Origin of the sequence: Streptomyces sp. NPDC127117 (genome assembly GCF_042677325.1) — a bacterium.
Lineage (GTDB): Bacteria > Actinomycetota > Actinomycetes > Streptomycetales > Streptomycetaceae > Streptomyces.
On record NZ_JBHXTM010000013.1, the window covers coordinates 34,041 to 57,205 of the forward strand.

Annotated in this window: 22 protein-coding genes; 3 read left to right on the forward strand and 19 right to left on the reverse strand. The window is 71.7% G+C overall.

Going from position 1 to position 23,165, the window contains the following annotated elements:
• Positions 1–22: 22 nt before the first annotated feature.
• A complete protein-coding gene (locus ACFVH0_RS14030; protein WP_385819813.1) occupies positions 23–577 on the reverse strand; it encodes a TetR/AcrR family transcriptional regulator in 555 nt (184 codons plus the stop codon).
• Positions 578–672: 95 nt separating this feature from the next.
• Here ACFVH0_RS14030 and ACFVH0_RS14035 point away from each other — a divergent pair, with 95 nt between their 5' ends.
• Positions 673–1,323, forward strand: a complete 651-nt coding sequence (locus tag ACFVH0_RS14035; RefSeq protein WP_385819814.1) for an FMN-dependent NADH-azoreductase — start codon at positions 673–675, stop codon at positions 1,321–1,323.
• Positions 1,320–1,643: a DMT family transporter gene (locus ACFVH0_RS14040; protein ID WP_385819815.1), complete on the forward strand. Its 324-nt coding sequence runs from the start codon at positions 1,320–1,322 to the stop codon at positions 1,641–1,643. The genes ACFVH0_RS14035 and ACFVH0_RS14040 overlap by 4 nt, the downstream gene beginning before the upstream one ends.
• Positions 1,644–1,694: 51 nt before the next feature.
• Here ACFVH0_RS14040 and ACFVH0_RS14045 read toward each other — a convergent pair whose 3' ends face one another.
• The 6 genes from ACFVH0_RS14045 to ACFVH0_RS14070 all read right to left on the reverse strand — a co-directional run bounded on the left by ACFVH0_RS14045 (position 1,695) and on the right by ACFVH0_RS14070 (position 7,742).
• Positions 1,695–1,805, reverse strand: coding sequence for an RICIN domain-containing protein (locus tag ACFVH0_RS14045; RefSeq protein ID WP_385820019.1), 111 nt, complete (start codon positions 1,803–1,805; stop codon positions 1,695–1,697).
• Positions 1,763–2,275 carry a hypothetical protein gene (locus ACFVH0_RS14050; protein ID WP_385819816.1) on the reverse strand — a complete coding sequence of 171 codons (513 nt, stop codon included), beginning with the start codon at positions 2,273–2,275 and terminating at the stop codon, positions 1,763–1,765. Before ACFVH0_RS14050 ends, ACFVH0_RS14045 begins: the two co-directional genes overlap by 43 nt.
• 40 nt (positions 2,276–2,315) lie before the next feature.
• Positions 2,316–4,370, reverse strand: coding sequence for a beta-galactosidase (locus ACFVH0_RS14055; protein ID WP_385819817.1), 2,055 nt, complete (start codon positions 4,368–4,370; stop codon positions 2,316–2,318).
• A gap of 43 nt (positions 4,371–4,413) precedes the next feature.
• Positions 4,414–5,754, reverse strand: a complete 1,341-nt coding sequence (locus ACFVH0_RS14060; protein ID WP_385819818.1) for an ABC transporter substrate-binding protein — start codon at positions 5,752–5,754, stop codon at positions 4,414–4,416.
• A gap of 114 nt (positions 5,755–5,868) precedes the next feature.
• Positions 5,869–6,810, reverse strand: a complete 942-nt coding sequence (locus ACFVH0_RS14065; RefSeq protein ID WP_385819819.1) for a carbohydrate ABC transporter permease — start codon at positions 6,808–6,810, stop codon at positions 5,869–5,871.
• 5 nt (positions 6,811–6,815) lie between these two features.
• Complete coding sequence (locus tag ACFVH0_RS14070; RefSeq protein WP_385819820.1) at positions 6,816–7,742, reverse strand: carbohydrate ABC transporter permease; 927 nt, start codon at positions 7,740–7,742, stop codon at positions 6,816–6,818.
• A gap of 286 nt (positions 7,743–8,028) precedes the next feature.
• Here ACFVH0_RS14070 and ACFVH0_RS14075 point away from each other — a divergent pair, with 286 nt between their 5' ends.
• Positions 8,029–9,018 carry a LacI family DNA-binding transcriptional regulator gene (locus ACFVH0_RS14075; RefSeq protein WP_385820021.1) on the forward strand — a complete coding sequence of 330 codons (990 nt, stop codon included), beginning with the start codon at positions 8,029–8,031 and terminating at the stop codon, positions 9,016–9,018.
• A gap of 36 nt (positions 9,019–9,054) precedes the next feature.
• On the opposite strand, the gene ACFVH0_RS14080 is transcribed toward ACFVH0_RS14075, so the two are convergent.
• The 12 genes from ACFVH0_RS14080 to ACFVH0_RS14135 all read right to left on the reverse strand — a co-directional run bounded on the left by ACFVH0_RS14080 (position 9,055) and on the right by ACFVH0_RS14135 (position 23,104).
• Positions 9,055–9,249, reverse strand: a complete 195-nt coding sequence (locus ACFVH0_RS14080; RefSeq protein WP_385819821.1) for a hypothetical protein — start codon at positions 9,247–9,249, stop codon at positions 9,055–9,057.
• 166 nt (positions 9,250–9,415) lie between these two features.
• Positions 9,416–10,297, reverse strand: a complete 882-nt coding sequence (locus ACFVH0_RS14085) for a phosphatidylinositol-specific phospholipase C/glycerophosphodiester phosphodiesterase family protein (protein WP_385819822.1) — start codon at positions 10,295–10,297, stop codon at positions 9,416–9,418.
• A gap of 134 nt (positions 10,298–10,431) precedes the next feature.
• Positions 10,432–11,547, reverse strand: a complete 1,116-nt coding sequence (locus tag ACFVH0_RS14090; protein ID WP_385819823.1) for a ricin-type beta-trefoil lectin domain protein — start codon at positions 11,545–11,547, stop codon at positions 10,432–10,434.
• A gap of 87 nt (positions 11,548–11,634) precedes the next feature.
• Entirely contained in the window at positions 11,635–12,330 is a 696-nt protein-coding gene (locus ACFVH0_RS14095) for an ABC transporter ATP-binding protein (protein WP_385819825.1), read from the reverse strand.
• Positions 12,323–13,240, reverse strand: coding sequence for an ABC transporter ATP-binding protein (locus ACFVH0_RS14100; protein WP_385820023.1), 918 nt, complete (start codon positions 13,238–13,240; stop codon positions 12,323–12,325). Before ACFVH0_RS14100 ends, ACFVH0_RS14095 begins: the two co-directional genes overlap by 8 nt.
• Positions 13,241–13,332: 92 nt before the next feature.
• The gene (locus ACFVH0_RS14105; protein WP_385819827.1) at positions 13,333–14,190 is read right to left on the reverse strand and encodes an ABC transporter permease; all 858 of its coding nucleotides are present in this window, start codon (positions 14,188–14,190) and stop codon (positions 13,333–13,335) included.
• The gene (locus tag ACFVH0_RS14110) at positions 14,183–15,148 is read right to left on the reverse strand and encodes an ABC transporter permease (protein WP_385820025.1); all 966 of its coding nucleotides are present in this window, start codon (positions 15,146–15,148) and stop codon (positions 14,183–14,185) included. Before ACFVH0_RS14110 ends, ACFVH0_RS14105 begins: the two co-directional genes overlap by 8 nt.
• Positions 15,149–15,171: 23 nt before the next feature.
• Positions 15,172–16,776: an ABC transporter substrate-binding protein gene (locus tag ACFVH0_RS14115; RefSeq protein ID WP_385819829.1), complete on the reverse strand. Its 1,605-nt coding sequence runs from the start codon at positions 16,774–16,776 to the stop codon at positions 15,172–15,174.
• Between the two features lie 157 nt (positions 16,777–16,933).
• Positions 16,934–18,073, reverse strand: coding sequence for an acyl-CoA dehydrogenase family protein (locus ACFVH0_RS14120; protein ID WP_385819831.1), 1,140 nt, complete (start codon positions 18,071–18,073; stop codon positions 16,934–16,936).
• The gene (locus ACFVH0_RS14125; RefSeq protein WP_385819832.1) at positions 18,070–19,257 is read right to left on the reverse strand and encodes an acyl-CoA dehydrogenase family protein; all 1,188 of its coding nucleotides are present in this window, start codon (positions 19,255–19,257) and stop codon (positions 18,070–18,072) included. Before ACFVH0_RS14125 ends, ACFVH0_RS14120 begins: the two co-directional genes overlap by 4 nt.
• Positions 19,254–20,222 carry an NADPH:quinone oxidoreductase family protein gene (locus ACFVH0_RS14130; protein WP_385819834.1) on the reverse strand — a complete coding sequence of 323 codons (969 nt, stop codon included), beginning with the start codon at positions 20,220–20,222 and terminating at the stop codon, positions 19,254–19,256. Before ACFVH0_RS14130 ends, ACFVH0_RS14125 begins: the two co-directional genes overlap by 4 nt.
• 197 nt (positions 20,223–20,419) lie before the next feature.
• Positions 20,420–23,104 (reverse strand): beta-N-acetylglucosaminidase domain-containing protein, encoded by a 2,685-nt coding sequence (locus ACFVH0_RS14135; RefSeq protein WP_385819836.1) that lies wholly within the window; start codon positions 23,102–23,104, stop codon positions 20,420–20,422.
• Positions 23,105–23,165 lie beyond the last annotated feature (61 nt).

Consider the following 23,165-nt stretch of genomic DNA (forward strand, 5'->3'; position numbering starts at 1 on the left):
CGGGCGCTGACCCCGGCAGATCTCAGCCGGCGACGAGCGTCCGTTCCGCGAGCGTTTCCAGCGCCGACTTGATCTCGTCGATGCCGCGGCCCCGTCCTCGTTGGTACGCGAAGAGTTCGGGCTCCAGTGGGGCCAGCAGGATGTCGCTGAGGGCGTCCGGGCCGGGCACGCCCGCCTCCTTGACGAGCATGCGGACATGCGCGCGCCAGAAGCCGTATGCCCCGGTGGCGAACCGCGCGGAGCCGGACTCGGCGCCCAGGGTGAGGTGGATGTGCTGCTCCAGCAGGTCGGCCATCGCCGCGTAGAAGGCGGCCAGCCGCCGCGCGGGCGGAGCTCCGGGCCCCAGCGGCGGCTCACCGCCGAGCAGCTTCTCCTGGAGCGCGCGTTCGTGTTCGTCGAGGAGTGCCGTGGCGATGGACGCGATGTCGGGGTACCGGCGGTAGAGCGTGCCCCGCCCCACGCCGGCCTCACGGGCGATGGCATCCATCGTCACCCTGCGCGGATCGCCCGCGGCGAAGAGCCGGTTCGCCGCGGCGAGCACCTTGGCCCGGTTCCTTGCTGCGTCCGCCCGTTCCATGGTCCAACCGTACAGGAATAAGTGGACACGACGTCCGGTTAACCTGGTCGAGCTAAGCGGACACAATGTCCACTTAATGATTCCAGGGGGTACCCATGTCCGTACTGCTGCACATCGCCGCGAGCGCGCGGCGCGACTCCTTCAGCCGGGAACTGGGCGACGCCTTCGCCGCCGCCTGGCGGAGCGCGAATCCGTCCGGCACCTATGTGCTCCGCGATCTGCGCACCGACCCGGCGCCGCAGATCGACGAGGCCTGGACCGAGCTCTGCGACCACGTCCTGCGGCACGGCATCACCGACATCGCCCGGTACGAGGAGGCGGTGCGCACCCCGGACCAGGCACGGGCCTGGGAGGTGCTGCGACCGCTGCTGGCGGAACTGACCGCCGCCGACGTCGTGCTCATCACGACACCGATGTACAACTTCTCCGTCCCCGCCTCCCTCAAGGCGTGGATCGACCAGGTGACGTTCCCCAGGATGTCGCTGGCGGGGCGCCGCTTCGTGATCGCCTCCGCCCGGGGCGGGGCCTACGGCCCTGGCACCCCGCGCGAACCGTACGACCACCAGGAGCGCTATCTGCGGGACTTCCTCGCGGGCCACTTCGCGGTCGACGACCCGGTCTTCCTCTCGACCGAGCTCGTGAACTCCCGGATCGACCCCTCGCTCGCCGCCCGCCGCCCACAGCACGACGAGTCGCGTGCGGCCGCCCTGACGGCCGCACGGGAACTGGGCGGAGGCATCCGATGAGCTGGCTGCTGCTGATCTGCGCCGGGCTGGTCGAGATCGCCTGGTCCCAGAGCATCAGGCCGACGCAAGGTTTCACCCGGCCGCTGCCGACGCTGGTGTGCGCCGTGCTCATGATCGGCGCGGTATATCTGCTCGCCCGGGCCATGGAGGGGCTGCCGGTGGGCACGGCGTACGCGGTCTTCACCGGCATCGGCGCGATCGGCGCCATCGCCCTGGGCGTCCTCGTCCATCACGATCCGGTGAGTCCGGGGCGGCTGGCGGCGGTCACCCTGATCGTCGGCGGTGTGGCGCTGGCGCGGATGACGACACCGTCCGCGTGACCGGCGGGTGCCCGCCCTCCCCGACACCAGTGGGGAGGGCGGGCGCCCGGCTCAGCCGGTCCCGGTCAGGTCCGTGACCCTCCACCGCTGGTTCCCGCCCGAGTCGGGCTGCCAGGTCGTCACCGCGTCGCCGTCGTGCGTGGCCTGGCCGCCGACCTCCAGGAGACTGCCGGTGGCGGCGTGGACGAGGTCCAGGTGCCGTCGCCGGTCGTCGGCGTGATCAACTGCGTGGCCGCGATCCGGTCGACCCAGGGGGCATTGCCGCCGCCGATGTTGTAGCAGGCGATGTTCAGGGCGAGGCCGTCGTCGTCGAAGAGGAGGCCGGCCGGCTTCTGCCGGATCTCCTCGGGGTAGCCGCCGGTGGCGTTGGCGAACCGGACGAGGCCGGTGCCCCCGCCCTCGAACGGCTGCTGTCGGCAGGAGGGGTCAGGCCGCCCGGTGACGTCACCGGGCGCCGTGGCGCCGTCGACGCCGGCGCACCGAGCAGTGCGGCCGCGGTGACCAGTGCGGTGGTGGCGGCTCCGAGGAGTCCGGGGGTGCGGGTACGGCGCGCCGAGACGGGCCTCCAACTCGCTGGTGGAGAAGGCGAGTACGGCGAGAAGGGCCCGTGCCGCGTGCGGGCGGCACGGCACGGGCCCGTCATGGGGTGGCGCTGTACGGAGAGTGGAGCGGTCAGGAAGTGACGGGGCTTCGCAGCACCGCCACGCCCCGCGGCGGCAGGACGAGTTCCGCCCCGGCGCCCTGTTCGGCGCCGCCCGCGAGGAGGTCCCCGGTGAGGCCGGGCAGCGGTACCGGCTCTTCGGTCCGGTTGACCAGGAACAGATAGCGGCTCTCGGTGTCGCGTCGGACCACCGTCTCGACGCGGCCCCGCGCGGACTCGGGCAGCTCGCTCTCCACCCCTGCCCGGCCGAGGAGTTCAGGCAGCAGCGCGGCGAGCCCGTCGGTGCCGAGGCGGGTGGAGACGTACGTCGCCGAGCCCCGCCCGGTCGGGCGGCGGGTGACGGCCGGGCGGTTCGCGTACGTACCGCTGCGGTAGCGGGCGAGGACCTCCACCTCCGGTCCGTCGACGGTGATCCGGTCGGTCCACAGTCCGCCGGTGGTGGAGTTGTCCAGCTCGACCGTGTCACCGTCGAGCAGCGGCCCGAACTCCTCGATGCGGATGCCCAGCAGTTCGCGCAGGGCGCCCGGGTAGCCGCCGAGCCAGACGTGGTCGTTCTCGTCGACGACGCCGGAGAAGTAGGTGGTGACGAGGTGGCCGCCGGTCTCGGCGTAGCGCGTGAGCTCTTTGGCGAGGGCCTCCGGGACCACGTGCAGGACGGGCGCGATCAGCAGGTCGTACGCACCGGGGTCGGTCGCCGGTGTGATCACGTCGGCCCGTACGCCGAGGGCCAGGAGCGCGGAGTACCAGTCCAGCGCCTCCTGGCGGTAGTCGAGACGGGCGGTGGGGTGCGAGTCCTGTTCGCTCGCCCACCACGAGTCCCAGTCGAAGAGAATGCCGACCCGGGCCGGCTCGCGCGCGGCGCCCGCCACGGAGGCGAGTGCCTCCAGCGTCCGCCCGAGATCGGTGACCGCACGGAACACCTCGCTGTCGGGGCCGGCGTGCGGGACCATCGCGGAGTGGTACTTCTCGGCGCCGGCGGCCGACTGGCGCCACTGGAAGAAGCAGATGGCGTCGGCGCCGTGCGCGAGGTGCAGCAGCGAGTCGCGGGCCAGCTCGCCGGGCTTCTTGGCCAGGTTGACGGGCTGCCAGTTGACGGCGCTGGTGGAGTGCTCCATGAGGAACCACGGCCGGTGGCCGGCGATCGCGCTGGTGAGGTTGGCGGAGAACGAGAGCTCGTCCCGGTCCTGCGGTCCGGGCTGTGTGTAGTGGTCGTTGGAGACGAAGTCGACCTCGGCCGCCCAGTCGGCGTAGTTCATGCCCTTAGTGCCGCCCATCACCATGAAGTTGCTGGTGACGGGGATGTCCGGGGTGATCTCGCGCAGCACGTCGCGCTCGGCGCGCAGATGTTCCTTGAGCGCGTCCGACGAGAACCGCTTGAAGTCCAGCTGCTGAGTGGGGTTGGGGTGCGAGGCCGCGAGCCGCGGCGGCAGGATCTGCTCCCAGTCGCTGTAGCGCTGGGACCAGAAGGCGGTGCCCCAGGCGTGGTTGAGCGCGTCGAGGGTGGTGTAGCGGTGGCGCAGCCAGGTGCGGAAGGCGCGGGCCGCGTCGTCGGAGTAGTCGTAGGCGTTGTGGCAGCCCAGTTCGTTGTTGATGTGCCAGGCGACCAGGGCCGGATGGTCCGCGTAGCGCGTCGCCAGCTCCCGGACCAGGCGCAGTGCGTGGGTCCGGAAGACGGGCGAGGTGGGGCGCCAGTGCTGCCGCGCCCCCGGCCACACCGTCTCGCCGGACGCGGTCACCGGCAGGATCTCCGGGTGCGCGGTGGTGAGCCAGGGTGGCGGGGAGGCGGTGGCGGTGGCCAGGTCGACGCCGATGCCGCCCGCGTGCAGCAGCTCCATGAGTTCGTCGAGCCAGCCGAAGTCCCAGGTGTTCCGGGCGGGCTGGAGGCGGGCCCAGGAGAAGATGCCCACGGAGACCGTGTTCACGCCGGCCTCGCGCATCAGCCGGACGTCCTCCTCCCACACCTCGCGCGGCCACTGCTCGGGGTTGTAGTCGGCGCCGTACACGAGGCGTGGAGTGCCGTCGCTGCCCGGTGCGTACGGGAATCGGGACGGGAGGGGGGAGGTCATGCGGGTCCTTCCGGTGGAACGGGTGCGGCGGACGGGCGCGTGGTCACTTCTGGACGGTGAAGCCCTGCTCCGTCCCGTACTTGACCGAGGCGTCCTGCCATGTCTTCAGGCCCTGCGACAGCTGTGTGCCGGAGATGTAGGCCTTGCCGACGGTGTCGTTGAAGATCGAGTTGGCGTACACCTGGTAGGGCAGGTACTTCCAGTCGGTGGGAACGTTCCGGGCGGCCTCGGCGAAGATCTTGTTGGCCTTCTGGCCTCCGAAGTAGGGGAACGCGATGTTCTGGAACGCCTCGGAGCCCAGGTCCTCGGTGGTGGCGGGGAACGCGCCGTTCTTGATGCGGGTCTGCACGCCGGCACCGGAGTTGGCGTACTCGACGAAGGCGTAGGCGAGTTCCTTGTCCTTGCCGAGCGTGGGCAGGGCGAGGGAGCTGCCGCCGTTCTCGGCGCCGGTGTCCGCGCCCTTCGTCCACTGCGGCATCGGGGCGGCGCGCCAGTCACCGGCGGCGTCCTTCACCCCGGAGGCGAAGTTGGCGGGCATCCAGGCGCCGGTGGGCAGGGTGGCGATGGTGCCGTCGCCGAGGCCCTTGTACCAGTCGTCGCTCCAGCCCGCGACGGGCGCGACGAGCTTCTCGTCGATGAGCTTCTGCCAGGTGTCGGTGTACTTCTTGGCGCCCGCGTCGGTGAAGTCGATGCCGACCTCGGTGCCGTCGACCTTGTACGGGTGCGAGCCCGCCTGCCACAGCAGGCTGGTGGTGAGGCCCGCGTCGCCGAGGTCGCTGGTGATGTACGCCTTCGGGTTCGCCTTGTGGAGCTTGCGGGCGGCCTCGACGTACTCGTCCCAAGTGGTCGGCACGGCGATCTTGTACTTGTCGAAGACCTTCTTGTTGTAGAAGAGCGCCATCGGGCCGGAGTCCATGGGCAGTCCGTAGACGCCGTCGCCGGACTTCACGGAGTTCCAGGGGCCGGGCGAGTAGGAGTCGGCGAGCTTGTCCGCGCCGTAGGGCTTCAGGTCGGTGACGGACTTGGTCAGGGCGTACTGGCCGAGCGCGTAGTACTCGATCTGCGCGACGTCGGGAACGCCCTTCTCGGCGGAGATGGCGTTCTGGAGCGCCTTGTACTGGTCGTTGTTGGTGCCGGCGTTGACCAGATCGATGTGGACCTTCGGGTACTTCTTCTCGAAGTCGGCGGCGACCTGCTTCAGGGTGGGCTCCCAGGCCCACACGGTGACGGTGCCGCCCTTCTTCAGCGCAGCCTGGACGTCGGCCGGGGAGACCTGCGTCCGGCTCGATCCTTCGTCGTCGGAGCCGCCGCAGGCGGTGACACCGAGGGCCAGGACGCAGACGAGACCGATGCCGCGCACGATGCGGCGGGTGTTCTTGGGCATGGCGATGCTTCCACTTCGTCGTGGTTCTTCGGAGGCGCGGGAGCGGACTCCGGGGCTGGGGCCTCTCGTTCGGATCACGCCGGGCTCGCGTGATCCAGACGAAAGACCCTGGGTCTACTCCTTGACGCTTCCGGCGGCGAGTCCGGACTGCCAGTGCTTCTGGAGCAGCAGGAAAGCGGCGATCAGCGGCACGATGGTGAGCAGCGAACCGGTGATGACCAGGTTGAAGACGGCCTCGCCGCCCGCCGTGGACGCCTGTTTGTTCCAGCTGTCGAGGCCGAGGGTCAGCGGGTACCAGTCGGGGTCCTTCAGCATGATCAGCGGCAGGAAGTAGTTGTTCCAGGTCGCGACCGTGGTGAAGAGCAGGACGGTGACGGTGCCGGGCGCGAGCAGCGGCAGGGCGACCCGGAAGAAGGTGCGCAGCTCGCTCGCGCCGTCGATGCGGGCGGCCTCCATCAGTTCGGTGGGGATCGCCTCGGTGGCGAACACCCACATCAGGTACAGGCCGAACGGTGAGATCAGCGACGGGACGATGACCGCCCACGGGGTGTCGGTCAGGCCCAGCTTGCTGAACATCAGAAAGGTCGGGACGGCGAGGGCCGTGCCGGGCACGGCGACCGCGCCGATGACGACCGCGAACACGCCCCGCTTGCCGGGGAAGTCGAACTTGGCGAGCGCGTACCCGCCGAGGACCGCGAGCAGGGTCGCGCCACCCGCGCCCACCACCACGTAGAGCAGGGTGTTCAGGAGCCAGCGGACGAAGACGCCGTCCTGGTAGGTGAGTGTGGAGGTGATGTTGTCCCACAGGGCGAAGTCCCCGTCGAACCACAGGCCGAAGGAGTGGGCGAGGCCGTTCTGCGTCTTGGTGGCGCTGATCAGCAGCCAGAGCAGCGGCACCAGGCTGTAGAGCAGCACGACGGCGGTGAGCACCGTCAGCAGCACGCTGCGCCTGGGGCGGGCGGGGTTGTGGAGGCGGCCCGGGGTGCGCAGCCTCGGGACGGTGGTCCTCGGCCGTGTCGTGGGCCGGGTGGCGGTGGTGGTGCTCGGTCCCGTCATCGGGCTCACGCTCCCTTGCGCATGCCGCGCAGCTGGACGACATAGGCGACGACCATCGTGATCACGCCCATGACGATGGCGACCGTCGCGGAGTAGTTGTGCTGCTGGCCGGAGAAGGACAGCGAGAACGTGTAGTAGTTCGGGGTGTAGTCGGTGGTGATCGCGTTGGGCGCCAGCTTCTGGAGGATGGCCGGTTCGTTGAAGAGCTGGAAGCTGCCGATGACCGAGAAGATCGTGGCGATGACGAGGGCGCCGCGGATGGCCGGAAGCTTGATCGCCGACACGACGCGCCACTGGCCGGCGCCGTCGATCGCGGCTGCCTCGTAGAGCGAGTGCGGGACGACGCGCAGCGCGGAGTAGAAGATCAGCATGTTGTAGCCGACGAACTCCCAGGTGACGATGTTGCCGATCGAGGCGAGGACCAGGCCGGAGGAGAGCGGGTCGGGCAGGTCCACGCCGAACGCTTCGTTGATGTCGCCGACGAGCCCGAACCGGGTGCCGTACATGAAGCCCCACATCAGGGAGGCGACGACGGCGGGCACCGCGTACGGCAGGAACACCGAGATCCGGAAGAAGTTCTTGCCGTACAGGCGGCCGCTGTCCAGGGCGAGCGCGACCAGCAGGGCGATCCCCAGCATGATCGGCACCTGGACGAGGAGGAACAGGCCGACCCGCATCACCCCGTCCCAGAACCGGGCGTCCTGCAGGGCCTGCTGGTAATTGTCCAGCCCCACGAAGTGGGTGCCGCCGATGAGCTGGTCGCGGAAGAGGCTGAGGTAGACGGAGTACCCGAGGGGAGCCAGGAAGACCAGGGCGAAGACCACCACGAAGGGGCCGATGAAGCCCCAGCCGGTCCAGGACCGGCGGCGGCGCCGTGCCGGCGGCCGGGCCGGGCGCCGCCGGGCGGCCGCCGGCGGGTGAAGCGTCGTCATGTCGTTCCTCGCTCGTCCATCTCAAGACCGGCGCCGGGCGCCGTGCACTGGGCCGATGTTTACGTAAACATGGCAGCCTTCAAAGGCCCGTGAGGTGCTATGTTTACGTAAACATCTGATGGCGGAATGTCTACACTGCCCCAGGGCGACGGTCAAGAGCCGTTCCGGGCGACGGCAGCTGGAGAGGGAGACGGTGGAAGCAGCGGACAGCACCCCGGAGCAGGGCGCTCCAGGAGCCGGGACGGGGACCACGCCCCGGGCGGCCCGCCGGAAGCAGAGCGTGTCCATGGCCGATGTGGCCCGGATCGCGGGCGTCTCGTCACAGACCGTCTCCCGCGTCTCGAACGGTTTCCCCGGCGTGAACGAGGAGACCCGCCGGCAGGTGCTCGCCGCCATGAAGGAGCTCGGCTACCGGCCCAACAGCGCCGCCCGCGCCCTCAAGCGCGGCGAGTTCCGCACCATCGGTGTCATCACCTTCTCGCTCTCCACCACCGGGAACGTCCGCACCCTCGAAGCCATCGCCACGTCGGCCGCGCACGAGGGCTACGCGGTCACACTGCTGCCGGTCGCCGTGCCCACGCAGGACGAGGTCCGCGGCGCCTTCTCCCGGCTGGGCGAGCTCGCCGTCGACGCGGTCATCGTCATCATGGAGGTCCACCTCCTCGACACGGCCCGCCTGTCCCTGCCGCCGCACGTCAAGGTCGTGGTGGCGGACTCGGACGCCGGGGACCGTCACACCGTGGTCGACACCGACCAGGCGGGCGGTACCCGCGACGCCGTACGCCACCTTCTGGGCCTCGGGCACCGTACCGTGTGGCATCTCGCGGGCCCCGAGGAGTCGTACGCCGCCCAGCGCAGGGCCGACGCCTGGCGCGCCGCCCTCGCCGACGAGGGACGCGACGCTCCCCCGCTCGTACGCGGCGACTGGTCGGCCGACTCGGGCTACCGCGCCGGTCTCCACCTCGCCGGACAGGACGACTGCACGGCCGTGTTCGCCGCCAACGACCAGATGGCGCTCGGTTTGTTGAGGGCGCTTCAGGAGAGCGGCCGCAGGGTGCCGCAGGACGTGTCCGTCATCGGCTTCGACGACATTCCGGAGTCCGGTTCGTTCCTGCCGCCGCTGACCACCGTCCACCAGGACTTCGCCGAGGTGGGGCGCCGCTGTGTGGAGGGTGTTCTGCGGCAGGTCCGCCAGAGCGGGACGGAGCGCGGCACCACGCTCGTGCCCACGCGGCTCGTGGTGCGGAGGAGCACGGCTGCGCCGCCGGTCCGGTAGCCGGAGCGGCGGCGCGTCACACGGTGTCCGGTGGCCTCAGGGCTTGAGGCTGCTGACGACGTCGGCCGTGGCCGCCAGGCCGTCCTGGATGGTCGGCGCCATGCTCGTACCCGCGAGGAAGAACCCGAGCATGGCGCAGACCAGCGCATGCGAGAGCTTCAGCCCCCCGTTGCGGAGAAAGATCACCGCGAGGATCACCAGAAGCAGCACCAGTGAGATCGAAATGGCCATGGCCAACCTCCTCCGCCGCGCCGGAATGCGGCATTCGGCCGCCAGTGTGGCGCAGCGGAGGAGCCATCCGGACGACTGGCGTGTCCGCCATCCGGGTGTTGACTGGCTGTCACGCTCGGGGTGTCACGTCCGGCCGGCCGCGGGGACGGGCCGTCCCGGTCCGGCCCTACCGGTCGTGGGTGCGCAGGAAGCGCTCCAGACCCGCCAGATCATCGGTGTTGAGGTGGTCGACCCCGGCGGCCAGCAGCTCCGTCCAGAGTGCTTCCCGCTCCGGTCCCGGCGTGTCGGGGGTGGCCCAGAAGCGGATCCGCTGACCGCCGCGATGGGCCGTGGCGACGAGTGCGCGCAGTTTGTCCCGCTCGGCGGCGGGGAAGGGGCCCGCGCCGAGCCAGCTGAAGCCGTCGGTCCAGCTGCTGCTGATGAGCGGGATGAACGAGGCGCCGGCCGCGGTGCCGAGGTCTTCGGGCCGGCCGTCGTAGAAGGCGTACCGGGTGCTCTGCGTCTCCATCGGGACGCGAGCCGCGCGGTCGCCGGAGATGACGGGGGTGATCGCGCCGGGCCGTACCCGGCCGTGGTGGTACGACGTCAGCATCCGTCGGTAGTGCCGGAGCTGCCGGTCGAGTTCGAGGTAGGCGGCGGCCCCGTCCGTCTTGATGTCGATCAGCAGTTGCACCGGGTCGCGGTAGCCGGGGTGGACCGTGCCGTGGTTGGCCCGGACCCTGGCGAGCAGCGGGTCGAGGTAGAGCGATGCGAGGGTGCGGGAGGGGTCGAGGTCGGTGGCCTCGTGGGCGACGAGCAGTTCCCCGTCCACCAGGAAGATGTCGGCCTCGACACTGGTGAAGCCGTGCGAGAGCGCGTCGTGCAGGGGGCGCGGGTGCAGGTAGTCGTTGTGCGCGTGGGCCCTGCGCAGGGCGCGGGTGCGGTGGTGCCGTGCGGCCGGGGACGTGGCGGCGCCGTCGGAGGCGGCGGCCTGGGAAGGCAGGAGCGCACCTGCGGCCGCGGCGGCGAGTGCGGTGGTGACGACGGTTCGGCGGGTCGGGAACGCCATGGATTCTCCCGGGAGAGCGTGGTGGACCGGACGGGCGGACGCGACCGAGTATGCGACGGTGATCACCTCTGCGGGCAGGGCCCGCACAAGAGTTGCCCCGGTCGTCGTCCGACCGTCGACTGCCGTTTTCTTGATCAGGCCGGGAGCGTCCAGCGCTGGTTGGCGGCGCCGTTGCAGGTGTAGATGCCGAGCGGGGTGCCGTTGGCGCTGCCGCCGCCGTAGGCGTCGAGGCACTTACCGGTGGCCGGGTTGACCAGGGCCGGTCCGTCGGTCCGCCACTGCTGCGCGGCCGAGCCGTCGCAGGCCGCGGTCCGTACGGTGGTGCCGCTCACGGTCATGCACTGGAACTGCGCGCGGAGGGTGCCGTCGGCGGCCCGTACCCAGTTCTGGTTGTTGCCGCCGGTGCAGCTCCAGAGGTTCAGCTGCGTGCCCGTGGTGCCGCCGGGGATGTCGACGCAGGCGCCGGCGGCTCCGACGACGGATCCGGACGAGGAGTTGCCGATGCCGTCCTCGTGCACACTGCCGCCGCTCTGGCCCTTCACCGCGGCGTCGCCGGAGCATGTGCCGCTCACGCTGGTGGCGCCGAGTGCGGCGGTGACGTCGGCGCCGCCCGCCGTGCCGCCGGGCAGGTCGAACAGGGCCTTGGAGTACGGCGAGTCGGCGCAGGTCGCGGCGTTGTTGTTCCAGTCGAAGTACTCGACCCAGTCGACCATTCCGCCGGTGGCGACCTTCGCGCCGGTGCCGATCTGCAGGCTGCCGAGGACGAAGGACGTCCCGGCCGTGGCGTCGGTGATCGTGGCCCGGTACCAGCCGGCGGCGGTGTCCGGCGCGACGCGGAAGCGGTAGTGGTGCCCGGCCGTGAAGCGCTCGGCGAGCCGGCAGGTGTAGCCGGTGCCGCCCTCGGCGAAGGTCTGGCAGTACGTACCGGAGTCGCCCGCCCGGCCCCCGGTGGAGTCCCAGAGCGAGAAGAGGAACAGGCCGCCGCCGGAGCGGTTGCGCTGCATGCCGATGTAGCCACCGACCCCGTTGGTGAAGCCGAACTGGTGGGACCAGAAGACGTTCGCCCGGCCCGGGTCGGACTGGACGGTGGTGCCGAAGGTGACCTCGTCGAGGGGGGCCGTCCCGGACGGGAAGGTGTAGTTGCTGTACGAACCCGGGGTCTGGCCGGCAGCTCCGGACGGGCCGGCCAGACCGAGGCAGACGGCGACCGCGAGAATCACCACCACGACGGTGGCGCGTGCTCGTTGCATTTCCCTGCTCCTTCACCGGACGAGTGGACTTCTTTGTCATGGACTCGTCCACAAGGGTGACGGGGAGTCAGGTGCCGGGGTATGGACTTACGGGGTCGGGCTCATGGACTCCCGCGCCTTGCCGTCCGCGCCGCACACCGTCCGCCAGCCGACCGTGCGGTCGCACCAGCGTTCCAGGAGCACCCGGTCGTGTCCGACGGCCAGCAGTCCGGCCCCGGACTCCCGCCGGTAGGTCTCCACCACCGCGACCAGCGCGGCGGTCGTCGAGGCGTCGAGCATCGCGGTCATCTCGTCGCAGATCAGCCAGCGCGGCCGCAGGACCAGCGCCCTCGCCAGGCAGGCGCGCTGCAACTGACCGTCGCTGACCTCGTGCGGGCGACGGCCGAGCAGTTCGGCCGTGAGCCCGACCGCGGGCGCCAGTGCGGCCACCCGGTCCGGCACCTCCGCGCGGCGGCCGGTGGCCCGCAGCGGCTGGGCGATGAGTTCGCGCAGGGTGAGCCGGGGGTCGGCGGAGAGCCGGGGCTGCTGGAAGACGACGCCGACGGCGGTGCGCTGCGCACGCGGGGCGGCGTGCCGCCAGCCGCGTACCGGTTCGCCGTCGAGCACGACCGTGCCCGCGTACGGGCGGTGCAGCAGCGCGGCGACCCTGGCCAGGGTGGATTTGCCGCAGCCGCTCGGGCCCAGCAGTCCGACCGACTCCCCCGGCGCGATGCTCAGCGACGCCTCGCGTACGACGGGATCGCGGGGGTCGTATCCGGCGGTGACGCGGGTGAGTTCAAGCACGGACCGGCTCCTCCCCGTCCGCCCGCACCTCGTGGTGGCAGGCGAGACGGCCGTCGAACGGGGGCAGTACGGCGCACCGGTCGTCGGCGTGGCCGCAGCGGGCCGCGAACGCGCAGCCCTCGGGGAGCGCCCCGAGCTCCGGCGGCATGCCGGGGATCGGTACGAAGGCGCGCTCCGGCAGCGCGTCCAGGAGGCCGCGCGCGTACGGGTGGCGCGGTCCCGGCTCCCCGAAGAACCGCTCGGCGTCGGCGAGTTCGACGATGCGTCCCGCGTACATCACGGCGACCCGGTCGGCGATCCGCTCGGCCGCCGCGAGGTCGTGGGTGATGAGCAGGAGCGCCCGGTCCCCGTCGGTGTGGCGCCGCAGTTCGTCGACGGTCCGCTCGACGAGGTCGCGGTCGAGTCCGGTGGTGGGCTCGTCGGCCAGGAGCAGGGGCGCCTCGCCGATCAGGGCGAGCGCGGTCGCGGCCCGCTGGGCGAGGCCGCCGGAGAGTTCGTGCGGATACCGGTCGAGGTGTCCGGCCGGGAAGGAGGCGCGTGCGGCGGCCCGTTCGGCGGCCGGGCGCACGGCGGAACCGCGGGTGCCGGTCAGCTCGCGCAAGGTCTCCTGCAGTTGGGAGCGGACGGTGCGGACCGGGGTGAGGTTTGCGGCGGGGCTCTGCGGGACGAGTCCGATGCGGCGGCCCCGTACCATTCGGGCGAGGGTCCGTTCACCGGCGGTGAGGAGTTCGGTGCCGTCGCCGAGGAGCGCCGAGCCCGAGGTCCGCGCATTGCCGGGGAGCAGTCCCAGCAGCGCCGAGGCCAGTACGGATTTGCCGCAGCCGCTCTCGCCGACCAGGGCCAGGCACTCCCCCGCGGCGAGGTCGAAGTGCGCGTCGCTGACGGCGGCGATGTGGCGGCCGCCGCGCATCCGGAACCGCACGGAGAGCCCGCGCACGGAGAGCACCGGCGCCTTCGTGACGGGGGCGGCACTCACCGGCGCCTTGGGGCCGGGGACGGTACTCACAGCATCAGCTCCGATCGGCGGCGCGGGTTGATCCGTTCCCGCCAGGCTCCGGCGAGGCCGGCCAGCGCGAGGGTCGGGACGATCAGGAACAGGCCGGGGAAGAGCGTCGGCCACCAGTCGCCCGCGAGCAGCGAGCCCCGGGCCGTCTGTACGAGGTTGCCCAGGCTCGCCTGATGGGTGGGCAGTCCGAGCCCGAGGAAGGAGAGCGCGGACTCGTGCCACATGGCGTGCGGCACCATGAGCACCGCGGCGAGGCCGGCCTGCGGAAGCACGGCGGGCAGCAGGTGCCGCACGACGACCCGGCCGCGCGAGGCGCCGCCGGAGACCGCCGCGTCGATGAACGGGCGGGAGCGCAGTGACAACACCTCGGCGCGGACGATCCTCGCCGTCGACAGCCAGTGGGTGAGGGCGACGGACACGATCACCGGGCCGACGCCGGGCCGGAACATCGCGACGATGAAGATGCCGAGCAGCAGATGCGGCACGGACGAGAAGGTGTCCACGAGCCGCATGACGACGCGATCGGTCCAGCCGCCGAACGCCGCGGCCAGGGCGCCGACCGCGGTCCCGATGACGGTCGCGGTGAGCCCGGCGACGATGCCGACGAGCAGCGAGACGCGGAGCCCGTAGACGCAGCGCAGCAGCAGATCACGTCCGACGTCGTCGGTGCCGAACGGGTGCTCCGAGGACGGTGGCCGGAGCTTTGCGGCGAGGTCGACGGCCTGTTGGTCGAGCTGGACCAGTGGCGGCACCAGCAGGACCGCGAGCAGTACCGCGCCGACGATCCCGGCGGAGGCGGCCACCCGGACGCGGCGGGTGGTCCGGCGTGCGGATGCCGGAGCGATGTCAGCCATCGAAGCCCACTCTCGGGTCGGCGATCGCGTACAGCAGATCGGAGAGCAGGTTGCCGAGCACGACGGCCGCGGTGGCGAGCACCGTGAGCGCGGCGAGCAGCGGGAAGTCGACGGAGGTGGCGGCCTGCACGGTGGCGGCGGCGATGCCCGGCCAGCTGAAGACCGTCTCGACGAGCAGGGCGCCGGTGATGAGTTCGGGGACGCGGGAGCCGATGAGGGTGAGCGTGGGCAGCATTCCGGAGCGCAGTGCGTGGCCGAGCAGTACGGTGCGTTCGCGCAGTCCGCGGGCGCGGGCGCCGCGCACCGGGTCCTCGTCGAGCGCGTCCGCGACGCCCTGGCGCACGTAGAGGAAGAACCACGGCAGCTGGGAGATCCCGAGCACGGCCGCCGGGAGCACCAGATGGGTGGCGACCTGACCGGGGGTGACGGTGTCGCTGGCCGCGTCGGTGAGGCCGCCGGCCGGGAGCACGTCGAGTTCCAGGGCGAAGAGCCAGATGGCGAGCAGTCCGAGCCAGAAGGCCGGGGCGGCTTCGAGTGTGTACGCGGCGGAGCTGACGCAACGGTCGAGCAGGCGGCCGGGCCTGCGAGCCGCGAGCACGCCGAGACCCGTGCCGAGGACGACCGCGACGGCGAAGGCGGTCGCGGCGAGCAGTACGGACCAGCCCAGGCGTTCGCCGATGACGTCGGCGACCGGCTGGCGCATCACGGCGGAGTCGCCGAGGTCGCCGCCGAGCGCGGCGGTCAGCCAGTTCCACCAGCGGGCGACGAGCGGCTGGTCGACGCCGAGGTTGGCCCGCAGTTGGTCGAGGTTCTCCTGCGAGGCGGTGAGGCCGGCGGTGCCCGCGTACGCCTTGACCGGGTCGAAGGGGGAGGCGGCGGCGACGGCGAAGACACCGAACGTCACGGCGGCCAGGACGGGGACGGCGAGCAGTGCCCGCCGTCCCGCCATCCTGCCCATCGGCCCCCAGGGGAGGCGGTGGTTCACTTCTTCGGCGTCCAGTCCTCGACGTTCCACCACGGGCCTGACGCCAGTCCGTGGTCGTGCGGTTCGACCTGGGTGGTGAGCGGGCCGAAGCGGTCCTTCACCACGTAGAGGTGGTCGATGTGGGTGAGGAAGGTGTAGCCGGGGTTCTTCACCAGTTCGCGCTGGACGGTGTCGTAGGCGGCCTTGCGTTCGGCGCTGTCACCGCTTCTGCGGCCCGATTCCAGGGCCCGGTCCACGGCCTTGTTGTCGTACCACGCCATGTTGTTGAAGCCGTCGCCCGCGAGCGAGGACTTCAGCAGGGTGTACTGGTCGAAGTCGGGGTCGGCGGGCGATCCGCCGCCCGCCAGGACCGCGTCCTGCTTCATCCGCGGCTCGATGACCTCCCAGGTCCCGGCTTCGGTGGTGATGTCGATGCCGGCCTTCCTGGCATCGGACGCGTAGGCGAGCGCGTGGTCCTGGCGCAGCTTGTCGCCGGTGAGGTACCAGAGCGGGAAGGCGGCGCGCTCGCCGTTCCTGGTGCGGATGCCGTCCTTGCCGGGCTTCCATCCGGCATCGTCGAGGATCTTCTTCGCGGCGGCGAGGTCGTGGGGGCGTTCGGTGCCCTTGGTGAACCATTCGCTGTCGGTGGGGACGGGGCCGTAGGCGGGCCTGCCCTCGCCGTTGAGCAGGGAGTCGACCATGGCCTTCCGGTCGACGGCGACATCGAGCGCGCGGCGGACGGCGATGTCGCCCGTGACCTTGTTGTGGGTCGGCAGGGTCACGTTGCGGTAGTCGTACGTCGTGGCGGCGTACGTCCGGGTGCCGCTGCCGCGGGCGAAGCCCTTGGCCAGGTTGGGCGGCAGGATCGCGCCGTCGAGTTCGCCGGAGCGCAGCCGGGTGGCGCGCACGTCGTCGTCCTTGATGATCGCCATGGTGAACTTCTTCACCTTCGGCGCGCCGCCCCAGTAGCCGGGGTTGGCCTTGAAGGCGATCTTCTCGCCCTTGGACCACTTGGTGAGCAGATACGGTCCGGTGCCTATGGGGTGGGTGGTGAATTCGCCGGTGTTGACGTCCTGCTTGCCCGCGATGTGTTCGGGGGCGATGGGCAGGACGGTGCGCTGGGCGAAGGGCGCGTAGGGGTACTTGAGCGTGAAGACGACGGTGTCGTCGCCGGCCGCCTCGACGCTCCTCACCGCGTCGAGTTCGGTGCGGGAGGCGTTGTTGGTCTTCTCGTCGAGGATGGTCCGGTAGGTGAAGACCACATCCTTCGCGCCGAACGGCTCGCCGTCGCTGAACTTCACACCCTCGCGGAGCCGGTACGTGTACGTCAGTCCGTCGTCGCTCACCTCGGGCAGGGCGGTGGCGAGCGCCGGCCGCAGTTTCATGCCGGCGTCGAGGGTGAGCAGCCCGTCGAAGATCTTGGAGTTGCCGTCCTTGCCGTAGCCGAGCAGCGGGCTGAGGCTGTCGGGCTCGTAGGCGATGCCGACCACCGCCGAGTCCGCCGCGCCCGATCCGGAGCCGCCGCCGTCCGGGCCTCCCGGTTGCGAACAGGCCGTCGCGGTCGACAACAGCACGGTCGTCAGCGTCGCGGCGGCCGCTCCCCGTATCGATCGGGCCGTCATACTCTGCACCCCTTGTTGAAGATCGAATGCTATTGCAAAACGATCGCAATTAAACAGCAGGTAAAGGGGTGCTCGGTACCCCGCCGTACGGAGAAACGGCGGAGCGGAGGTGCGCCTCCGCGCGCCTCCGCTCCAAGTCCCGGGCTTCCGCCGGTTGTTACCGTCCCTGTGGTGCCGGCAGTTCCACGAGACCGGCGATGGTGTCGCGGTGCTGTCCGGCCGTGCCGAAGGCGATCGAGTCGGCCTTGGCCCGCTTCAGGTACAGGTGCGCCGGGTGTTCCCAGGTCATGCCGATGCCGCCGTGCAGCTGGACGCACTCCTCGGCGGCGTGCACGGCGACCCCGGAGCAGTACGCCTGCGCGACGGCCACCGCCAGGGGCGCGTCGGGGCTGCCTGCCGCGAGGGCGTCCGCGGCGTTGCGCGCGGCGGCGCGGGCCGACACGACCTCCAGCCAGAGCTGCGCCATACGGTGCTTGAGTGCTTGGAACGAGCCGACCGGCCGGTTGAACTGGTGCCGTTCCCGGGTGTACCGGACCGTCTCGGTCAGGCACCACTCGGCGAGTCCGAGCTGCTCCGAGGCGAGCAGTCCGGCGCCCGTCAGCAGGCCCCGGCGCACGGCTGCGACCGCGGACGCGCCGTCGGCCAGCCGGGTTCCGGCCGCCGCGCGAAGGGTGACGGCGGCGAGCGGCCGGGTCAGGTCGAGCGGTACGAGCGGCTCGACGGCGACCTCCTCGGCACCCGTATCGACCGCGTACAGGCCGTCGGTCGTGGGCACCAGCAGCACATCGGCGGCGGCCGCGTCGGCGACGCCGGTCACCGTGCCGTCGAGCGTGTCGGCCACCACCCCGACCGGCTGCGCGGCGCCGGGCCGCGCGGCGGCGAACGGCACGGCGAGCACCGCGACCCTGCGGCCGGCGGCGAGTTCACCGAGGAGTCCGGTGGCCGGACCCTCCTGCGCCGTCAGTGCGAGCAGGGTCTCCGTCGCGACGACCGCGCTGGTCAGATAGGGCGCGGGGGTGACGCCCCGGCCCAGCTCCTCCAGCACCACCGCGGCCTCGCGATGGCTCGCGCCCTGCCCGCCGAGCTTCTCCGGCACCAGCAGCCCGGCGGCGCCGATGCCGACCGCGAGGGCCTCCCAGAGCTGCGGGTCGTACGGCGTGCCGGACTCGACGCGGGCGAGCACCGTCGGCGCGTCACCCCGGTCGGCGAGCAGCGAGCGGACCGCTGCCCGCAGATCTTCCTCGGCCTGCGAGTACAGCAGATCGGGGGCGTGGGACTCTTCGTTCGGTGCGGTCATCGGGCCAGGTCCTTCCAGGGGACGTCCTTGTCGTTGCGCGGCTCGGCGGGCAGGCCGAGGACGCGCTCGGCGACGATGTTGAGCAGCACCTCGCTGGTGCCGCCCTCGATGGAGTTGCCCTTGGAGCGGAGATAGCGGTAGCCGGCGTCCCGGCCGGTGAAGTCGACGAGCTCCGGCCGGCGCATGGTCCAGTCGTCGTACAACAGCCCTTCCTCGCCGAGCAGTTCGACTTCCAGGCCACTGATCTCCTGGTTGAGCCGGGCGAAGGCCAGCTTCATTGCGGAGCCCTCGGGGCCGGGCTGTCCGGCGACGAGCTGCTGGCGCAGCCGGGTGCCGGTGAGCCTGGCCACCTCGGCCTCGACCCAGAGGGTGAGCAGCCGCTGGTGGAGGTCGTGGGTGCGCAGTTCGGGGCGTTCGCGCCAGGTGCGGGCGACCGGGCCGATCATGCCGCCCTCGCGCGGGACGCGTGCTCCGCCGATGGAGACCCGCTCGTTCATCAGCGTGGTCTGTGCGACCTTCCAGCCCTCGCCGACCGGGCCGAGGCGCATGCTGTCGGGGATGCGTACGCCGGTCAGGAAGACCTCGTTGAACTCGGCCTCGCCGGTGATCTGGCGCAGCGGCCTGACCTCGACGCCGGGGTCGGTCATGTCGCAGATGAAGTAGCTGATGCCTCGGTGCTTGGGCAGGTCCGGGTCGGTGCGGGCGATGAGGATCGCCCAGCGGGCCAGATGGGCGCTGGATGTCCAGACCTTCTGCCCGTCGACCACCCAGTCCTCGCCGTCGCGGACGGCGCGGGTGCCCAGTGCCGCGAGGTCGGAGCCGGCGCCCGGTTCGCTGAAGAGCTGGCACCAGACCTCCTCGCCGACCCACAGTGGCCTCAAAAAGCGCTGCTTCTGCTCCTCGGTGCCGTAGCCGAGGACGGTGGGGGCGGCCATGCCGAGGCCGATGCCGATCCGGCGCGGGTCGTTGTCGGGGGCGCCCGCCGCGGCGAGTTCGGCGTCGACGACGGGTTGCAGGGAGCGTGGCGCGTCGAGCCCGCCGAGGCCGGCCGGGTAGTGCACCCAGGCCAGTCCGGCGTCGAAGCGGGCCTTGAGGAATTCGGTGCGTCCGGTGCCGGCCGGGGGGTGCGCTGCGAGCAGTTCCTGGGTGCGGCGGCGGAGTTCGGCCGCGTCGGGCGTGGTCATCGGGCGGCTCCGGTCGGAAGTACGACGATCCGGCCGGTGCTGGTGCCGTCGGCGACCCGCTGGACGGCAGAAGCGGCCCCGGACAGCTCGACGCGTTCGCTGATCAGCGGCTTGACGACGCCCTGGGCGGCGAGCCGGGTGAGTTCGTCGTGGCAGGCCCGGACGGCGGCCGGGTCCTTGGTGTTGTACAGGCCCCAGTGGAGTCCGGCGATCGAGTAGTTCTTGACGAGTGCGTGGTTCAGCGCCGGGGTGGGGATGACGCCGCTCGCGAAACCGACGACGATCACCCGGCCCTCGAAGGCGACGCACTTCACGGACTTGGCGTAGGCGTCGCCGCCGACCGGGTCGTACACCACGTCGGCGCCGCGTCCGCCGGTGGCTTCCTTGACCGCGGCGACGATGTCCTCGGTGCGGCGGTCGATGACCAGGTCGCAGCCGAGTTCGGTGGCGGTCCTGGCCTTTTCCGGCCCGCCGACCACGCCGATGACGGTGGCACCGGCGGCCTTGCCGAGCTGCACGGCGGCGCTCCCGACCCCGCCGGCCGCCGCGTGGACCAGGAGGGTCTCGCCCGCCCGCAGGTGCGCCCTGCGGTGCAGGCCGAACCATCCCGTCTGGTAGCCGATGTGCAGGGCGGCGGCCTCGGCGTCGTCGAGGGCGTCCGGGGCGGGCAGCAGTGCCGCCTCGTCCGCGACGACGTACTCCGCGAACCCGCCGTTCGGCAGGGCGGGGGTGGCGAGCACCCGCCGCCCGTCGGCGGTCCGGCCGCAGATCTCCACGCCGGGGGTGAACGGCAGCGGCGGCCGCACCTGGTACTGGCCGCGGCAGAGCAGCGCGTCGGGGAAGTTGATGTTCGCCGCGAGCACCTCGATGAGCGCCTGCCCGTCGCCGGGCGTGGGCCGGTCCTTCTCCTCCAGCCGCATCACCTCGCTCGGCTCGCCGTTCCGGTGCACTCGCCATGCCTGCATGAGGGGCCTCCACAACACTGTCGGCATTACCACTGCTCCGGCGCATACTAAGCGGTCGCTTGCCCGTCTGGGAACAACCTGCCGGTGCCGGTTTCCGCCGGCTGCGGACATGGGTGCGCCCGGTCCGGACCGAGGAGTCTCGGTCCGGACCGGGCGCGGGGCGGCTGCCGGCGGGGCAGCCCTGGCCGGCGCGGGGGTCAGTCCTGGCCGGCCACCACGATGTCGGCGATCCGCGGTGCCTGCGACCCGGCGCGCCAGGCGAGCCGCACCGCGTCGGCCGTGCGGCCCGCCGTGTCCACCCGGGTGTACGGGCCGTCGAGCGTGCCGACGGTCCGCCAGGTTCCGTCGGTGCCGCGCAGCTGGATGTCGGCGCGGGCCGCGGACCCGGCCGGCTGGAGGACGGTGACGGCAGGCACGGCGCGCGCCGCGACGAGCCCCAGCTCCAGCGTCTCCCCGGCCTCCGGTGCGCGGGCCGCCCGGTAGACGGTGCCCAGGTCCCCGTCGGACGCCGCGCGCAGCGCGGATCCGGCCTCGGCGGGCGGTCCCCCGGTCACCGCGCCGTCCTCGGTCGGGACGCTGAACTCCCGTACGACGAGCCAGCTGTCCTGGCCGGCGGTGGCCCGGGCGCGTACGTAGCGTGCCTCGGTCCCGGCGGGGGCGGTCGCGGTGACGTCCGGCTTTCCGGAGAAGGCGGTGAGCTGCTGCCAGCTCTGCCCGTCGGCCGAGCACTCCAGCACCCCTTCGTGGAGGTAGTCCTCGGCGCTGCCGGGCTTGCCCATGGCGAGGGTCACGGAGCCGATGTCCCGGACCCGGCCGAGGTCCACGGTGACCGCGTCACCCGCGGCGGGCGCCCCGTCGCTCCAGAAATAGGTGGAGTCGTCGCCGTCCAGCATCCGGGCGACGGAGTTGCTCTGGTACGTGCCGAGGTTCGTCGAGGCCGTGGGGCGACCGCTCACTCCGAGGATCCGGTCGTGCTCGGCGTTCGCCGCTTCGATGAACCGGTCCAGGACGCCGTCGCCGACGAGGACCGGCACCTTGCGCCCGTCGAGCCCGGTGTAGGTGAAGGACTTCGCCTCGGTGACCTGCGCGGGCAGTTGCTGTCGCAGCTGCCAGGCCTGCGCGCCCTTTCCGGCACGGGCCGCCTCGACCATGCGCAGGGCGGTGCGGGCCGCGGTGGCCCAGGCCCCGGTGGCATCCAGCCAGGGTCCGGAGTCGGCGACGAAGCCGCGGTCCGTCAGGCCGTCGCGCAGCCGGCCGGGGGCCGCGCCGAGGTCGCCGAGCACCCGGGCGAGCCGCGAGGAGTCACCGGACTTCCAGTAGTGGGCGAACTCCGCCGCCAGTTCGGGGGCCTGGTCCTTGTTGAGCGCCGAGCTGTAGTTCACGTCGGCGAAGGCCCGCAGCGCCTTCTGCGTGCGCGGGTCGCCGCCCGCGTACTCCTTCAGCCCCTCGCCCCATGAGGTGCGGGGGTCGTACGCGGCGTCGTTCCACGCGTAGTCGGCGACGGTGTACAGCGCGAGCTTCGAGGCGTACGGCTGGATCATCGGGTTCGCCGTGATCCCGGCCAGCTTGCCGGGCAGGCCTTTCTCGCGTCCGCTGAACGGGCCGAGCAGCAGCCGGTTCGTCGCGTAGTCGTTGACCGGGTAGTTGTCCCAGGTCAGGATCGGGTGATTGAAGACCGTACGGGCGGCCTCGGCCTGCGCGACGGTCATGGTCGGCGCGACGACGCCGACGCCCGTCCACTCGACCAGGACATTGGGGTCGAGCTGCTCGGAAAGCGCCTTCTTGTACGGCGAGGCGGAGACGTTGTAATACTCGGTCGGGACCATCTGGAGCGGCTGGGCGCCCGGGTGGGTGGCGATGAACTCCTTGTTGACCCGGTTGAGCAGATACGCCTGCGCCGCGCCCGCCGCGCCGCCGCCGGTCCCCCACTTCGCCTTGTCCTCGGCGCAGTTCCAGTCGGTGTAGCTGATGTCGTCGAGCGGCACCGCGAAGGTGCGTACGCCGATGTCCCAGATGGTCTGGAACTTCTCCACCAGCGCCTTGGCGTCGGCGTCCGAGCTGTAGCAGACGGACAGGCCGGGCGAAAGCGCGTAGGTGAACTCCACGTGCCGCTGCGCGGCCCGGTCGGCGAGCTCCTCGATCTGGGCCAGCCGGTCGGCCGGGTAGGCGTCGCGCCACTTCGCGCGGAGGTAGTCGTCGTCCTTCGGCGAGTACACGTAGATGTTCATCTTGTGCTCGCCGTAGTAGTCGAGCTGGTCGAGGCGGGCCTCGTGCGACCAGGGGGTGCCGTAGAACCCTTCGATGACGCCGCGCAGTGCGGTGCCGGGCCAGTCGCGCACCGCGAGCCCGGCGACCTCGGCCCCCGGGTGCCTGGCGTCCGGCAGGATCTGACGCAGCGTCTGCGCGGCGTAGTACGTGCCCGTGGTGTCCTTGCCCGCGAGGACGATGCGACCGGCGCCGATGCCGAGCACATAGCCGTCGGCGGGCAGTGCCTCCGGGCCGTCGATGTGCTGCGCGGCGAGTGCCGCGGAGTCACCGACATGGACGGTGAGACCGCTCCGGGCGGGTCTGTCGGCGCGTACGACCCGCTGGGCGCCGGCCCGGCGCAGCGCGCTCTCCACGACCTGGAGGGCGGACTCGTCGGAGATGCCGCCCGCGACCAGGGTGACGGTCGGGCTGATGGTGATCCGGTCCGTACGGGGTTTCACGGACTGCGGGGTCGGCGTGATGGCGGGGGCCGCCCGGCCGGCCGCGGACTTCGCCGGGCCGGCGGCGGGGGTGTCGCCGGCTGCCTGGGCGGCCGGGACGGCGGTCAGCAGAACGCCGACGAGCAGGGTCGCCGCCGTGCCGAGCGCGGTGAGACGGGGTGGGCGAGGCGTCACAGGTCCTCCATTGATCACTCAAGTCATCAGAGTCGCGCAACAGAACACCACCGAATTCAAC

Bases quoted from the DNA above. Each gene is read 5' to 3' on its own strand.
- ACFVH0_RS14030 (WP_385819813.1), bottom strand. From the start codon at position 577: ATGGAACGGGCGGACGCAGCAAGGAACCGGGCCAAGGTGCTCGCCGCG.
- ACFVH0_RS14035 (WP_385819814.1), top strand. From the start codon at position 673: ATGTCCGTACTGCTGCACATCGCCGCGAGCGCGCGGCGCGACTCCTTC.
- ACFVH0_RS14040 (WP_385819815.1), top strand. From the start codon at position 1,320: ATGAGCTGGCTGCTGCTGATCTGCGCCGGGCTGGTCGAGATCGCCTGG.
- ACFVH0_RS14055 (WP_385819817.1), bottom strand. From the start codon at position 4,370: ATGACCTCCCCCCTCCCGTCCCGATTCCCGTACGCACCGGGCAGCGAC.
- ACFVH0_RS14060 (WP_385819818.1), bottom strand. From the start codon at position 5,754: ATGCCCAAGAACACCCGCCGCATCGTGCGCGGCATCGGTCTCGTCTGC.
- ACFVH0_RS14065 (WP_385819819.1), bottom strand. From the start codon at position 6,810: ATGACGGGACCGAGCACCACCACCGCCACCCGGCCCACGACACGGCCG.
- ACFVH0_RS14070 (WP_385819820.1), bottom strand. From the start codon at position 7,742: ATGACGACGCTTCACCCGCCGGCGGCCGCCCGGCGGCGCCCGGCCCGG.
- ACFVH0_RS14075 (WP_385820021.1), top strand. From the start codon at position 8,029: ATGGCCGATGTGGCCCGGATCGCGGGCGTCTCGTCACAGACCGTCTCC.
- ACFVH0_RS14080 (WP_385819821.1), bottom strand. From the start codon at position 9,249: ATGGCCATTTCGATCTCACTGGTGCTGCTTCTGGTGATCCTCGCGGTG.
- ACFVH0_RS14085 (WP_385819822.1), bottom strand. From the start codon at position 10,297: ATGGCGTTCCCGACCCGCCGAACCGTCGTCACCACCGCACTCGCCGCC.
- ACFVH0_RS14090 (WP_385819823.1), bottom strand. From the start codon at position 11,547: ATGCAACGAGCACGCGCCACCGTCGTGGTGGTGATTCTCGCGGTCGCC.
- ACFVH0_RS14100 (WP_385820023.1), bottom strand. From the start codon at position 13,240: ATGCGCGGCGGCCGCCACATCGCCGCCGTCAGCGACGCGCACTTCGAC.
- ACFVH0_RS14105 (WP_385819827.1), bottom strand. From the start codon at position 14,190: ATGGCTGACATCGCTCCGGCATCCGCACGCCGGACCACCCGCCGCGTC.
- ACFVH0_RS14110 (WP_385820025.1), bottom strand. From the start codon at position 15,148: ATGGGCAGGATGGCGGGACGGCGGGCACTGCTCGCCGTCCCCGTCCTG.
- ACFVH0_RS14115 (WP_385819829.1), bottom strand. From the start codon at position 16,776: ATGACGGCCCGATCGATACGGGGAGCGGCCGCCGCGACGCTGACGACC.
- ACFVH0_RS14120 (WP_385819831.1), bottom strand. From the start codon at position 18,073: ATGACCGCACCGAACGAAGAGTCCCACGCCCCCGATCTGCTGTACTCG.
- ACFVH0_RS14125 (WP_385819832.1), bottom strand. From the start codon at position 19,257: ATGACCACGCCCGACGCGGCCGAACTCCGCCGCCGCACCCAGGAACTG.
- ACFVH0_RS14130 (WP_385819834.1), bottom strand. From the start codon at position 20,222: ATGCAGGCATGGCGAGTGCACCGGAACGGCGAGCCGAGCGAGGTGATG.